This is a genomic window from Microbacterium shimangi, assembly GCF_043556445.1.
Lineage (GTDB): Bacteria > Actinomycetota > Actinomycetes > Actinomycetales > Microbacteriaceae > Microbacterium.
Map to the genome: position 1 here is coordinate 688109 of NZ_JBIGII010000003.1, position 13280 is coordinate 701388.

15 protein-coding genes are annotated in these 13280 nt (G+C 67.9%); 9 read left to right on the top strand and 6 right to left on the bottom strand.

Annotated features, from left to right (window positions below; translation table 11 throughout):
• Nucleotides 1-5 precede the first annotated feature (5 nt).
• From ACFXQA_RS04890 to pknB, 5 genes are all read left to right on the top strand, one after another.
• Entirely contained in the window at nt 6-1244 is a 1239-nt protein-coding gene (locus tag ACFXQA_RS04890) for a PP2C family protein-serine/threonine phosphatase (protein ID WP_394518677.1), read from the top strand.
• A complete protein-coding gene (locus ACFXQA_RS04895) occupies nt 1241-2638 on the top strand; it encodes an FtsW/RodA/SpoVE family cell cycle protein (protein ID WP_394518678.1) in 1398 nt (465 codons plus the stop codon). Before ACFXQA_RS04890 ends, ACFXQA_RS04895 begins: the two co-directional genes overlap by 4 nt.
• Nucleotides 2639-2705: 67 nt before the next feature.
• On the top strand, nt 2706-4160 hold the full coding sequence (locus ACFXQA_RS04900) for a peptidoglycan D,D-transpeptidase FtsI family protein (protein ID WP_394518679.1): 1455 nt from the start codon (nt 2706-2708) through the stop codon (nt 4158-4160).
• Nucleotides 4157-5896 carry a serine/threonine protein kinase gene (locus ACFXQA_RS04905; RefSeq protein WP_394518680.1) on the top strand — a complete coding sequence of 580 codons (1740 nt, stop codon included), beginning with the start codon at nt 4157-4159 and terminating at the stop codon, nt 5894-5896. The genes ACFXQA_RS04900 and ACFXQA_RS04905 overlap by 4 nt, the downstream gene beginning before the upstream one ends.
• Nucleotides 5893-7635, top strand: a complete 1743-nt coding sequence (pknB, locus tag ACFXQA_RS04910) for a Stk1 family PASTA domain-containing Ser/Thr kinase (RefSeq protein WP_394518681.1) — start codon at nt 5893-5895, stop codon at nt 7633-7635. The genes ACFXQA_RS04905 and pknB overlap by 4 nt, the downstream gene beginning before the upstream one ends.
• On the opposite strand, the gene ACFXQA_RS04915 is transcribed toward pknB, so the two are convergent.
• From ACFXQA_RS04915 to ACFXQA_RS04925, 3 genes are read right to left on the bottom strand one after another with little or no spacing between them, the layout of a single operon-like run.
• Nucleotides 7616-8266 carry an anthranilate synthase component II gene (locus ACFXQA_RS04915; protein WP_394518682.1) on the bottom strand — a complete coding sequence of 217 codons (651 nt, stop codon included), beginning with the start codon at nt 8264-8266 and terminating at the stop codon, nt 7616-7618. The two genes, pknB and ACFXQA_RS04915, sit on opposite strands and share 20 nt — an antisense overlap.
• Nucleotides 8263-8418 (bottom strand): hypothetical protein, encoded by a 156-nt coding sequence (locus ACFXQA_RS04920; protein WP_394518683.1) that lies wholly within the window; start codon nt 8416-8418, stop codon nt 8263-8265. The genes ACFXQA_RS04915 and ACFXQA_RS04920 overlap by 4 nt, the downstream gene beginning before the upstream one ends.
• Nucleotides 8418-9218 carry a class E sortase gene (locus ACFXQA_RS04925; protein ID WP_394518684.1) on the bottom strand — a complete coding sequence of 267 codons (801 nt, stop codon included), beginning with the start codon at nt 9216-9218 and terminating at the stop codon, nt 8418-8420. Before ACFXQA_RS04925 ends, ACFXQA_RS04920 begins: the two co-directional genes overlap by 1 nt.
• A gap of 53 nt (nt 9219-9271) precedes the next feature.
• Between ACFXQA_RS04925 and ACFXQA_RS04930 the strand changes: the two genes are divergently transcribed.
• Complete coding sequence (locus ACFXQA_RS04930; RefSeq protein ID WP_394518685.1) at nt 9272-9511, top strand: cell division protein CrgA; 240 nt, start codon at nt 9272-9274, stop codon at nt 9509-9511.
• A 56-nt stretch (nt 9512-9567) separates the two neighbouring features.
• On the opposite strand, the gene ACFXQA_RS04935 is transcribed toward ACFXQA_RS04930, so the two are convergent.
• Entirely contained in the window at nt 9568-10497 is a 930-nt protein-coding gene (locus ACFXQA_RS04935) for a rhomboid family intramembrane serine protease (RefSeq protein WP_394518686.1), read from the bottom strand.
• Between the two features lie 10 nt (nt 10498-10507).
• Nucleotides 10508-11065 carry a peptidylprolyl isomerase gene (locus ACFXQA_RS04940; RefSeq protein ID WP_394518687.1) on the bottom strand — a complete coding sequence of 186 codons (558 nt, stop codon included), beginning with the start codon at nt 11063-11065 and terminating at the stop codon, nt 10508-10510.
• Nucleotides 11066-11165: 100 nt separating this feature from the next.
• On the opposite strand from ACFXQA_RS04940, the gene ACFXQA_RS04945 reads away from it, so the two are divergent.
• Both ACFXQA_RS04945 and ACFXQA_RS04950 read left to right on the top strand, forming a co-directional pair.
• Nucleotides 11166-11747: a DNA helicase gene (locus ACFXQA_RS04945; RefSeq protein WP_394518688.1), complete on the top strand. Its 582-nt coding sequence runs from the start codon at nt 11166-11168 to the stop codon at nt 11745-11747.
• Nucleotides 11744-12226: an aminoacyl-tRNA deacylase gene (locus ACFXQA_RS04950; protein ID WP_394518689.1), complete on the top strand. Its 483-nt coding sequence runs from the start codon at nt 11744-11746 to the stop codon at nt 12224-12226. Before ACFXQA_RS04945 ends, ACFXQA_RS04950 begins: the two co-directional genes overlap by 4 nt.
• On the opposite strand, the gene ACFXQA_RS04955 is transcribed toward ACFXQA_RS04950, so the two are convergent.
• A complete protein-coding gene (locus tag ACFXQA_RS04955) occupies nt 12223-12645 on the bottom strand; it encodes an NUDIX hydrolase (RefSeq protein WP_394518690.1) in 423 nt (140 codons plus the stop codon). The two genes, ACFXQA_RS04950 and ACFXQA_RS04955, sit on opposite strands and share 4 nt — an antisense overlap.
• Nucleotides 12646-12680: 35 nt before the next feature.
• On the opposite strand from ACFXQA_RS04955, the gene ACFXQA_RS04960 reads away from it, so the two are divergent.
• Nucleotides 12681-13280: a TetR/AcrR family transcriptional regulator gene (locus ACFXQA_RS04960; protein WP_394518691.1), complete on the top strand. Its 600-nt coding sequence runs from the start codon at nt 12681-12683 to the stop codon at nt 13278-13280.

Consider the following 13280-nt stretch of genomic DNA (forward strand, 5'->3'; position numbering starts at 1 on the left):
CCACCATGGTCTTTCAGGGCTCGAGCGCGGCGATCTCGCATACCGGCAAGGTGCGGTCCAACAACCAGGACTCCGCCTATGCCGGATCGAATCTCTTCGTCGTCGCCGACGGCATGGGTGGCCACGCCGGCGGTGACGTCGCGTCGAGCCTCGCGATCGCGCACCTCGCCGACCTCGACCAGCCCTACACCTCGACCGCCGACGCCGAGCGCGCTCTCCGCGACGGCATCGCCGACACCGCCGTGTCGCTGATCGACACCGTCGCCCGCCGCTCCGAGCTCTCGGGCATGGGCACGACCGTGAGCGCGCTGATCATGGTCGACGAATACGCCGTGATCGCCCACATCGGCGACTCGCGCATCTACCTCTACCGTGACGACGCGCTGACCCAGATCACCGCCGATCACACGTTCGTCCAGCGACTCGTCGACTCGGGGCGCATCACGCCCGAAGAAGCCAGGTACCACCCGCGGCGTTCCGTGCTCATGCGGGTGCTCGGCGACATGGATCCCGACCCCGAGGTCGACACGTTCATCATGCCGACCCAGCCCGGCGACCGCTGGTTGCTGTGCTCCGACGGCCTGTCGGGGGTCGTCGACGACACGCAGACGGCGAAGGCCCTCGCCGGCGGGCTCGCCCCCGGGCGAACCGCCGACCTCCTGCTGCGCCAGGCCCTCGACGGCGGTGCCCCCGACAACGTCACGATCGTGCTCGTCGACGTCGGCGGGCAGCATCCGCTCTTCATCGGCACCCCCACGATCGTCGGGTCCGCGTCGAACCCGACGGGCATCGAGGTGCCGGCCGCGCGCGTCGGGCGTAGTGGCTGGCTGCACCCGAACCGTCAGGCCGCCAACGAGCCGACGCACTTCGAACCCGCCGTCGAGTTCCTCGAGGAGCTCATCGAAGAAGACCGTCGCCGCGCGCGCCTGCGCCGCGTGGGCTGGTTCGTCGGGTTCGCCTTGGTTCTCATCGCGATCGGCGCCGGCCTGTTCGTCGCCTACAACTGGACCCAGACGCGCTACTTCGTCGGGGCAGACGACGACACCGTCGTGGTCTACCGCGGAATCCAGCAGTCGCTCGGACCCCTGACTCTCTCGACACCCTACGAAGACACGGAGATCGCGCTGGCCGACCTGCGCGACGTCGATCGCGCGACCGTCGAGGGCACCATCTCGGCACGGTCGCTCTCCGACGCCCAGCTCATCGTCGCGCGGTTGCGCGAGACCTCGGGAGTCGCAGAATGACCGCCACCGCGACCGAGCGGGAGAAGTCGCCCACCACCGACACGACGGTGATGCGGGCGCTCCGACGCCTGAGGGTTCCCCAGACCCAGCGCAACCGCGAACTCGGATTGCTCGTCTTCGCGCTCATCGTGATCGCCGCGGCCGTAGCCCTCGTCGAGCTCGGAACCTCCGGAACGCTCAACCCGCAGATCTTCGTCTACGCCGGCATCCCCGCCGCCCTCGCCATCACCCTGCACGTGGTGCTGCGGTTCCAGGCGCGCGACGCCGACCCGTTCGTGCTCCCCATCGCGACCCTGCTGACCGGCCTGGGGATCGCCGAGATCTACCGCATAGACATCGCCAACGAGCAGCAGGGCTGGGATGCCTTCTCGGCCAAGCAGCTCGCGTGGGCGGCGATCGCCACGGCCGGGGCCCTCGCCGTCGTTCTGCTGCTCCGCAATTACCGCGTGCTTTTCCGCTACACCTACATCTTCGGGTTCGTCGGCATCGGGCTGCTCATGCTGCCGTTCGTTCCGGGCCTCGGGACGAACCAGAACGCGAACGTCTGGGTCTCGGTCGGTGGCCTGTTCACCTTCCAGCCCGGCGAGCTCGCCAAGATCGCCCTCGCGATCTTCTTCGCGGGCTACCTCGTGCGCACGCGTGAGAGTCTCACCTCGGTCGGAACCCGGTTCCTCGGCATGACCTGGCCCCGCGCGCGCGAGCTGGGTCCGCTGCTGGTCCTCTGGCTGATCTCGCTCGGCATCATCGTGCTGCAGCGCGACCTCGGCACCGGACTGCTCATCTTCGGCATGTTCGTCGCGATGCTCTACGTCGCCACGGGCAAGACGAGCTGGGTGCTCATCGGCGTCGTCCTCGTCGCGACCGGCGCCTTCTTCGCCTCGCGAGTGCTGCCCTACGTCGGCGCGCGCTTCAACAACTGGCTCGACGCCTTCAACCCCGAGCTGATGGACAACAGCAGTTTTCAGCTGGTGCAGGGCATCTTCGGTCTCGCCCAGGGCGGGCTCATCGGCACCGGCCTCGGCCGTGGCCGGCCGTACCTGACCCCCGTCGCCGAGAGCGACTACATCTTCCCGAGCCTCGGTGAAGAGCTCGGGCTCATCGGCGTCTTCGCGATCCTCGCGCTCTACATGGTCTTCGCCAGCCGGGGCATCCGCATCGGCGTCGCCGGACAAGACGACTTCGGCAAGCTGCTCGCCGTCGGGCTGTCGTTCACGATCGCCCTGCAGGTGTTCATCATGGTCGGCGGCGTCACCCGCCTCATCCCGCTGACGGGACTCACGACGCCGTTCCTCGCCGCCGGCGGTTCCTCCCTCATCGCGAACTGGCTGATCGTCGCGGTGCTCCTCAGAATCTCGGATGCTGTGCGCAGCCGCCCCCGGGTGGTCATCGGATGATCCCGCGACCCGCCATGACCGCACCCGATCAGACCTCGCACGATCAGACGAAAGGAGGCACGACCCGATGACCAAGGAACTCCGCCGTCTGAGCATCGTGATGCTCCTGATGTTCGTCGCGCTCTTCGCCTCCACGAGCGTCATCCAGGTCGTGCAGGCCGACGCTCTCGCCCAGAACTCCGAGAACACGCGCACGCGCTACGACTCCTACGAGGTGCAGCGCGGTTCGATCATCGTCGACGGCACGGCCATCGCCTCCTCGACGCCCGCCGAAGACGTCTACCGGTGGCAGCGCGTCTACGTCGACGCCGACATGTGGGCACCCGTGACCGGCTACCTGAACCCCGTGCTCGACTCGCGCACGGGTCTCGAGCAGGCGCAGAACGAAGCGCTCAGCGGCACGGCGCCCGAGCAGTTCTTCTCGCGCATCGACCAGCTCGTGACGGGTCAGGCCCCCCGCGGCGCGAACCTCGAGCTCTCGCTCGATGCCACGGTGCAGCGCGCGGCGTATGACGCGCTGGGCGACAAGCAGGGTGCGGTGATCGCGATCGAGCCGTCCACCGGGCGGGTACTCGCGATGGTGACGAGCCCGAGCTACGACACCAACGCGCTGGCGTCGCACGACACCGACGCGGTGCAGACCGCCTACGACCAGCTCGTCGCCGATCCGAGCAATCCGCTCTTCAACCGCACCCTCGGCGGCAACATGAACCCGCCCGGATCGACCTTCAAGCTGGTCGTCGCCTCGGCCGCCCTCGCCACCGGCGAGTGGACGCCGCAGTCGACCCTGCCGAACCTCTCGAGCTACACGCTCCCCGGCACCAGCACGTCGATCAGCAACGCCGGCAGTGGTACCTGCGGGGGCGGCAGCACCGTGACGATCGCCGACGCCCTGCGGCTGAGCTGCAACATCCCCTTCGCCGAACTCGCGGTCGAACTGGGTCAGGACGTCGTACGCGCGGAGGCCGAGAAATACGGCTTCAACGCGACGTTCGAGCTCCCCCTCACCTCGGAGGCGTCGCAGTACCCCCCGATGAGCGGAGACGACCGCGTCGCGCTCTCGGGCTACGGACAGGGCGACGTGCTCGCGACGCCGCTGCAGATGGCGATGGTCTCCGCGGGTATCGCCAACGGCGGCCTGGTGATGAACCCCCACATGATCGACTCCGTCATCGCACCCGATCTGTCGGTGCAGCGGACCACGGAGAACACCGAGTTCGGCCGGGCTCTCGACGAGGGTCTCGCCGACGAGATGGCGCGCATGATGGTCGCCAATGTCAGTGATGGCGCGGCGTCCGGTGCAAGAATAGACGGGGTCGAGGTAGGCGGGAAGACCGGCACGGCAGAGAACGGCGATCGGCCGTACTCGCTGTGGTTCACCGGGTTCGCCCCGGCGGATGATCCCCAGGTCGCGGTAGCGGTAGTCGTCGAAGACGGCGGAGGACAAGGACAGTCGGGCAGCGGGAACACCCTCGCGGCACCGATTGCGAAGAAGGTCATGGAGGCGGTGCTGGGAAGATGAGACCAACACAGGGTGCGACCTTCGGAGGACGCTACGAACTGGACTCTCGTGTCGCGATCGGCGGGATGGGTGAGGTCTGGGAGGCAACCGACCACGTCATCGGCCGAACGGTCGCGATCAAGATCCTCAAAGACGAGTACATGGGCGACCCGGGATTCCTCGAGCGCTTCCGCGCCGAGGCCCGTCACGCCGCCCTCGTCAACCACGAGGGCATCGCGAGCGTCTTCGACTACGGCGAGGAAGACGGCAGCGCCTTCCTCGTGATGGAACTCGTCCCGGGCGAGGCTCTATCGACGATCATCGAACGCGAGGGTTCGCTCTCGACCGACAAGACACTCGACATCGTCGCGCAGACCGCCTCGGCACTGCAGGCCGCCCACGCGGCGGGCCTCGTGCACCGCGACATCAAGCCCGGCAACCTGCTGATCACCCCCGACGGTCGTGTGAAGATCACCGACTTCGGCATCGCTCGTATCGCCGACCAGGTGCCGCTGACGGCGACCGGTCAGGTCATGGGAACCGTGCAGTACCTCTCGCCCGAGCAGGCATCCGGTCACGCGGCCTCCCCGGCCACCGACATCTACTCGCTCGGAATCGTCGCCTACGAAGCTCTGGCCGGCAAGCGCCCGTTCACGGGGGAGTCGCAGGTCGCCATTGCGATGGCGCAGATCAACGAGACGCCGGCCCCTCTTCCGCCGACCGTCGCCGTCCCGGTGCAGAACCTGGTCATGGCGATGATCGCGAAGAAACCCGACGAACGCCCCGCGTCCGCCGCGGCGGTCGCCCGCGCAGCATCCGCCCTCCGTCGAGGCGACCTCGCCGCGGCCACCGCCGCCGTTCCGGCCATCGCCGGCGCGACGAGCCCCGATGAACTGACCCAGCTGCTCACCCCCGCCGGTGACACGTCGGCCGCGACGCGCCTCATGCCGACCCCGGCGCCGGTTCCGCTCGGCGATGAGCCGCTCGTCGACGACGAGCCGAAGAAGAAGCGCAGCCCGTGGACCTGGCCCCTCGTCGCGCTCATCGTGCTGTTGGTGCTGGTCATCGGTGGCGCCGTCATCGCGATGTTCGTCAACCGCGCCCCCGACCCGGCGCCGACCACTTCATCGTCGGCTCCGACGCAGACGCCGCCGCAGAGCAACACGCCGACGCCCACCCCGACGCAGACCGAGACGAGGGTCGACGTCGACGCCCTGAACCTCGAGGGTCAGACCTGCGACGAGGCGCGCACGGCGCTCACGAACGCGGGGCTCGTCGCCAACTGCCAGCCCGGCAACGCGGCGTCGTCCGCCGATCAGGTCGGTGTCATCTACTCCGTCAACCCGACGGGTCGCGTCGAAGAGGGCACTCCGATCACCGTGACCACGTACGGCGAGCAGACCGCGATGCCGACGCCCGGCAACCCCACGCTGCCCGCCACCGTGGAACCCTCGGCGAACGCCCAGGTCGGCTGGACCGGGTACAGCTGCCCTGCCGGAACCGGCTCGGTCAGCGCGTACAACCTCACGGTCATCAACGGAACGTTCGCCACGACCGGACAATCCACCGCCGTCTTCGGACCCAACGACCGCAACGCGCAGATCGAGGTCGCGAACGCCGCCGGTGAAACCCTGACGGTCAGCTACACGGTCTCGTGCTCGGGCAACAACCAGCAGCGCGACTCCGGGCAGTCTCCCGAAGCCAACGCCCAGATCACCGCGCCGCCGAGCCCGAGCCCGAGCGCATCGCTTCCGTGACCCCCGAGCCGCGCATCCTTTCGGGGCGCTACCGCGTCGACGACCTCATCGGTCGCGGTGGCATGGCGACGGTGTACCGGGGGTACGACCTGACCCTCGGCCGCGCCGTGGCCGTGAAGATCCTGAAACGCGATCTCGCCGAAGACGCCGCGTTCCGCACGCGGTTCCGCCTCGAGGCCCAGGCGGCGTCGCGTATGGCGCACCCCACGATCGTGCGGGTGTTCGACGCGGGAGAAGATGCCGAGGTCGGCCCCGACGGTCGTACCCGGCCCGTTCCGTACATCGTCATGGAGCTCGTTCACGGAGCCCTGCTGAAAGACGTCATCGACAAGGGACCGGTTCCCACGGCCGACGCCATTCGCTATGTCGACGGCATCCTCGAGGCTCTCGAATACTCGCATCGGGCGGGTGTCGTGCATCGCGATATCAAGCCCGGCAACGTCATGATCACCGACGCGTCCGAGGAGCACAGCGCCGGGTCGTCCAGCGAAGCCGGGCGCGGCGAGATCAAGGTCATGGACTTCGGCATCGCCCGCGCGGTCTCCGACTCCTCGTCGACGGTCGCCGAGACCACCGCGATCATCGGCACCGCTGCCTACTTCTCGCCCGAGCAGGCGAAAGGCGAGCCGGTCGATGCGCGAGCCGACCTCTACTCGGCGGGCGTCGTCCTCTACGAATTGCTGACGGGCCGTCCGCCTTTCCGCGGCGAATCGCCCGTTGCTGTGGCATACCAGCACGTCAGCGAGACCCCGCTGCCGCCGTCGGAGGTCAATGAGACCGTGCCGCGCGGTCTCGACGCGGTCGTGCTCCGGGCGCTCGCGAAAGATCCCTTCCAGCGATACCCGGATGCTGCGGCGTTCCGCGAAGCTCTCGACTCCGCGGTCGGGGGCAAGGCCCCCACGAAGCGTCAGCTCGGCGCACTCACGAGCGAGCTGTACGGACCCAACCCGCGTCAAGCGGCCGAAACCGCGCGATCGCTGCGCCAGCTCAGCACCGACACGACGATGCGCCGCACGCAGCCCGGTCCGCCCGTCGCCTGGATCTGGGCGGGTGTCGCACTGCTGGCAGTGCTTCTGGTCTCCGTCCTGTTCTGGGTGCTCTCGATCAGGCCGGCCGAAGACATTCCCGACACGGCGCGCGTCGTGCCCGACATCGTGGATATGGCCTACGACCGCGCCGAAGTCACGCTCTCCGAGAGCGGCCTGACGGCGGTCCGGGTGAACGAGCCCAGCGACACGGTGGCACAGGGCAACGTCGTGCGCACCTCTCCCGGCGTCGGTGAGACGGTCGCGCCCTCGCAGGACGTCACGGTGTACGTCTCCCAGGGCGAAGAGACCGCAACCGTTCCGCCCCTCTCGGGTATTTCAGAGGACGCAGCGCGGGCAGCTCTGGCCGACGCGGGGCTGAACGTCGGGACGATCACCTCCCGCAACGATCCCGCGGTCGCCGCCGGTACCGTTCTCGAGGCCGACCAGGCCGCCGGCGCCGAGGTGGGCGTCGGAAGCACGGTCAATCTCGTGATCGCCACGGGACGCATCGTGATCGTCGATTACACCGGCTACACCGTCGACGCCGCGACGCGGCTACTCGAGAGTCCTCAGCTCGACCTGATCGTCCGCACCGAGCAAGACCCGAGTTGCCCCGCCAGCAATCCGCCGACTGTTCGCACGCAGTCACTCGCCCCGGGCGAAGTGCCGGTTCATTCCGAGATCGTCCTCGTCAGCTGCTCGGGCGTGTGATCTCGGCGCCGCGCGGGCGCAGCATCCGTCCACGCTCCGCCGCACCCTCACCGCCGACCGCCTCGAGCCAGTTGCCGAGGAGTCGGTAGCCGCCCTCGGTGAGGATGCTCTCGGGATGGAACTGCACGCCCCAGACGGGCAGAGTGCGGTGGGCGATGGCCATCACGACGCCCGACTCGGTGGTCGCCGTGACCTCGAGCTCGGGAGGAAGCGACGATGCGTCGACGGCCAGAGAGTGGTACCGGGTTGCGGTGAAGGGATCGGGCAACCCGGCGAAGAGCGGGCTCCCGTCGTGCTGCACCCGCGACGTCTGGCCGTGCATGAGTTCGGGCGCGTGCACGATGCGCGCACCGTAAGCCGCCCCGATCGCCTGATGTCCGAGGCATACGCCCAAGAGCGGCACGCCGCTGCGGGCAGCGTCTTGCACCACACTCACCGAGGCACCCGCGTCGGAAGGGTCGCCCGGTCCCGGAGAGATCAGCACAGCGTCGTGACGCGGCACCTCGCGCGCGGAGTCGATGATGTCGGCTTCGATGACCGTGACGGATGCTTCGAGCTCACCCAGATAGTCGACGAGGGTGTGGACGAAGCTGTCGTGGTTGTCGACGACGAGGATGCGCGGCGCGCTCACCCGACGGTGGCGTCCTGCGGGTTGACGAAAGAACTCACCCACGGGAACGCGTAGAAGAACAGGCCGTAGAGCGCGGCCGCGACCAGAACCAGAACGATGAAGAGCCGCACGAACCAGGGTCCGGGGAGCACTCGCCACAACGCGCCGTACATCAGGCCACCACTTCTGTCAGTGAGGCGGGCGGGCCGGCCGACCGCGGGGTGAATCCTTCGAACAGGCCGTAGCCGATGATGCGCTCGGCCAGCGAGAACATCGGACTGCAGCTCGTCAGGGTGATGTATCTCTCGCCTGCGGGCACCTCGGGCGCCTGCGGTACGTCGAGCAAGACGTCGACCTCACTCGGTTTCACGTACTGCAGGGTACGGAAACGGTAGGTGTACCAGCCGTCGGGCGTCTCGATCACGATCGCGTCGTTGACGTGGAGCTCGGCCAGCCGATTGAAGGGGGCGCCGTACGTGGTTCTGTGCGCGGCGAGCGAGAAGTTGCCGACCTCGCCGGGCATGGCGGCATCGGTGTAGTGACCGATGCGGTTGGTGTCGAGGGTGCGCGGCCGCGTCGTCCCGCCCGCGATCTCGCGCGTGTAGTCGGCACCGAAGCGCGGGATGTACATCGCCGCGAACGTCTCGGCGTCGGCGGGCTGAGGCAGAACGGGCGGTTCGGCGAAGACCGGCTCGGTCTCGGACTGCTCGGTCGGGGGCACGGGATCGGCCTGATCCTCGTACTCCTCCTCCCACTGCTGCGAGAGGGAGTGCGCGTCGGCGTTCGCCTGCGCCCCGGTGATCAGGTCGCCGATCCACATCTGCCAGGCGACGTAGAGAAAGATGATCACGCCGGCGGTCATCAGCACTTCACCGATCACGCCGATCACCGACACCCGTCGTCGGCGTTTCGGGGTCGGTGTCGCGCGGCGCTCGCGGCGCGTGGCCGGCGGGGCGTCCTCCAGGGTCTGCACGCTCGGATTCTCGCACACCGTGATGGATGCCAGCGGGGAGTTAGACTGGCGGCATGGCACGAACGACGAGTGGCGAAGACCCGATCGCCGAACGCAGCGAGACCGACGCCGCACCGAACGCGGTGTGGTTCAAGCCCGTCATGGTGGGACTGATGGTCATCGGTCTGGTCTGGGTGATCTTCTTCTACCTGAGCGGCATGCTCTTCCCGATCCCCGGCATCGGTGCCTGGAACCTCGTGATCGGCTTCGGCATCGCCTTCGTCGGGTTCCTCATGACGACCCGCTGGCGCTGACGCGAATTACACGCGTGTGATTCATCCCCAGGTGTGGATGAATCTGTGGATAACTCTCAGCCGACCAGAGTCGGTACGGCGAGAAGCGCGACCAGCACGACGCTGAGCCCGATCAGCATCCCGATCTGCAGGGGTCGTCTCTTGACCGTTCGCGTCTGGGCGTAGACGAATCCGACGAGAGCACCGACGACGAGCCCGCCGAGGTGGGCCTGCCACGAGATGCCCACGGCATCGAGCGAGGCCGCGAACGATCCCGATCCGATCGAGTTGATCAGCGCGAAGACGAAGGGGAACGCGAAGTTGATTCCGATCAGCACGGCGATCGCCCGGATGTCAGCCCCGATGTGCCGGCCGATGACGAGCAGTGCGCCGAACATGCCGAAGATCGCGCCCGAGGCTCCGACGACCGTCGTCAATGGTGACAGCAGCGTGACGGCGACGGATCCGCCCAGTGCGCTGATCAGATAGAGCGCGAGGAAGCGCCATGTGCCGAGCAGTGGTTCGAGGCTCCGGCCGAGCACCCACAGGGTGAGCATGTTCAGGGCGATGTGCAGGAAGTTTCCGTGCACGAGGGCGGTCGTCAGCAAGCGCCACGGCTCGATCCCGAAGCCGTACGCCGGGGTGACGAACACGCTGTTGTATGCGAGCGCTGCTTCGATGGCCGGGCCGTAGCCCGGGATCAGCGTGATGACGTAGACCAGCGCCGTGATGGCGATGATCGTCAGGGTGACCACGGGCCGACCACTCGAGGCGGCGGCGACGACCTGCGGACGCCGCGCCCAGCGTCGCTCGGCCTTCTTCTGCACGGGCGTCTGCGCCTTCCGTTGCTCCGCCATGCATTCCGGGCAGATCACACCGACGGCTGCCTGGGTCTGGCACTCCGGGCAGATCGTCCGCATGCACCGTTGGCACAGCACGAAGCTCTGCCGATCGGGGTGGCGGTAACAGAAGTTGTCGCGGTTGCGACGGAAGTCGTCCGTGGTCACCGGGGTGCGATCAGACCGAGACGACGTCGATCGACGAGATGACGACCGGCTCCACCGGCTTGTCCCCGGCGCCGGTCGGAACGGCGGCGATCGCGTCGACGACGGCCTTCGATGCGTCGTCGGCGACCTCGCCGAAGATGGTGTGCTTGCCGTTGAGCCACGGGGTCGGGTCGGTCGTGATGAAGAACTGCGAACCGTTGGTGCCCTCGGCCTGACCCGTGATGGCGTTACGACGGAGTCCGGCGTTGGCCATGGCGAGCTTGTAGGGAGCGGAGAAGTCGAGCTCCGCGTTGATCTCGTCGTTGAAGTTGTACCCGGGGCCGCCGACGCCCTGACCGAGCGGGTCGCCGCCCTGGATCATGAAGTTCGGAATGATGCGGTGGAAGATGACGTCGGTGTAGAGGGCACCCTCGCCCGGCTTGCCGGTGGCGGGGTCGGTCCAGGCCTGCGATCCGTCGGAGAGGCCGGTGAAGTTCTGCACCGTGCGCGGTGCGTGATCTCCGAAGAGGTTGACGACGATGTCGCCGTGGTTCGTGTGGATGGTGGCAACCGCGCTGTGGATGGGCATGGCTACATTCTCGCAGAGTTATGTGCAAGCCCCTCCGCCCGTGGAAGGTCGATTCTGACAGTATGGGAGCACACGTCCCAACTACAGGGAGGGCATCATCGTGAGCCTTAGCCGTAAGCGCAAGAAGCAACTCCGCAAGCTCCAGGATCAGGCATCGAAGCTCTGGGAGTCGCAGCAGGTACTCGTCGGAGAAAGCGCCCACGTTGCGCGCGAAGCCGGCCGTCAGCTGGGCTACTTCGGTCGTGAGCAGGTCGTACCGACCGTTCAGACCTCGTACGACAAGTACGCAGCTCCCTACGTCGATCGCAGCGTGAACTACTCCAAGCACGTCCTCTCAGACAAGGTCGTACCGGCCGCGGGCGCCGTCGTCGGCTCCGCGCTGTCGGTGTGGGATGCCGCGGGTGACACCCGCACGCGTCTGGCGAAGGGTCGCGGCCTCCAGCTGCCCGACGCGAAGACCTATGCCAAGAAGGCTGACAAGTACAGCAAGAAGGCGACGCGCCAGCTGGCGAAGAAGTTCGACGTCAAGCCCCAGAACGACGGTATCGGCGCCGGTGGCGTCATCGCCATCATCCTCGGTGTGGCCGCCGCTCTCGGCGTCGCGTACGCGGCATGGCAGACGCTGCGCGCCGACGACGAGCTCTGGGTGGCCGACGACCCGCTGCGGGCTCCCGACGCGTGACCGACGACCCCACGGAGCGCGTGCGCTCGGCGGCGGCCGAGCGAGGTCTCGACGTGGAGGTGCGCGAGCGCCCCGCGGCGAACACCCTGCCGGAAGCAGCCGCGCTCCTGGGGATCCGTCCGGCCGACATCGTGAAGACCCTGGTGGTCAAACGATCGGACGACACTTTTCTGTTCGCTCTCGTACCGGGTGACTTCGTCATCTCGTGGCCGAAGCTGCGCGCGGTGGTCGGTGTCAACAAGCTCCGTCTTCCCGAGCCCGAGATCGCGCTGGACGCGACAGGGTACGAGCGTGGCACGATCGTGCCCATCGGCAGTTCCCACGACTGGCCCGTCTTCGCCGACGAGCGCATCGTCGGAAAGCGCATCGCGATGGGCGCAGGCGCGCACGGCTTCAGTCTCTTCGTCGACGCCGACGCGCTGATCGAGGCGTACGGAGCAACGGTCGCCGACATCTCGGCGGAACCGCCGACGCGCTAACGTCCGGCCATTCCCAGGCCGATGTCGACGAGCTTGACCTTCTGAAGTCGCCGCACCTCGGGCAACGTGAACCACCCGGCGCGGTCGGTCGACCCGGCGGCCTCGTTGCGGAGCCGCCCGCCGACGATCTGCGCCCGGTAGACGATACGGAGCGTGTGGAGCGGCCCGGTGGCATCGGTGTTCAGCCGAGCGGACGCCGGAATGACGCGTGAGTGGATGCCGAGAAGTCCGTGCAGGGCCACTCGGTACCCCGTCTCTTCGCGCACCTCTCGCCGCGCGGCGTGCTCGGGGTCTTCGCCTGCCTCCAGACCGCCTCCCGGCAGGGTCCACGCGGCGCGGCGTCCCTCATTCCAGTGGGCCAGCAGCATCCGGTCTTCGGCGTCGATGATGACGGCGTAGGCGGCGACCCGGGTATCCATCCGTCTCACCCTACTCAGGTACATAAGCTGGCTCCATGACGGTCGAGCGCTCACCCGAGGCCGCCCGACTTCTCGCCCTGTCGGCCGACTACATGCTCGAGCACGGGATCGGCGGCGTCTCACTGTCGAGGCTCGCGAAAGACATCGGATCGAACAACCGCATGCTGCTGTACTACTTCGGTTCGAAGGACGAGCTGTTCACCGCGGCGATCCTCGAGGCGTACAGGCGATTCCCCGGCCTCCACGGCCTGATGACCGCTCTGCAAGAGGTCGGCGGTGGGCTCGAGGAGCGCGTCGGGTATGGGTGGCGCACTATCCGCGCCGCAGAGAACCGTCCGTACATCGCGCTGGTCTTCGAGTCGTTCGCCCTGGCCGTGCGCGACCCCGAGAGCAACAGCACGCAGCTCGCCGCCGTCGGATCCGAGTGGCCGCGAGGGCTCACCCGGCTCTTCGCGACCCATGGCTATGACCCCGAACGAGCACAGCTCGCCGCCGTCCAGCTTCTCGCGCTGTGGCGGGGGCTCCAGTTCCTCCTCTTGGAGGGATCGGGGGTCAGCGAGCTCGACAATGCCCACGATCGCGCGATCGCCGCCATGTTCGGCACGGGCGACCGTGGCCGGGCGTCAGCCGACTGA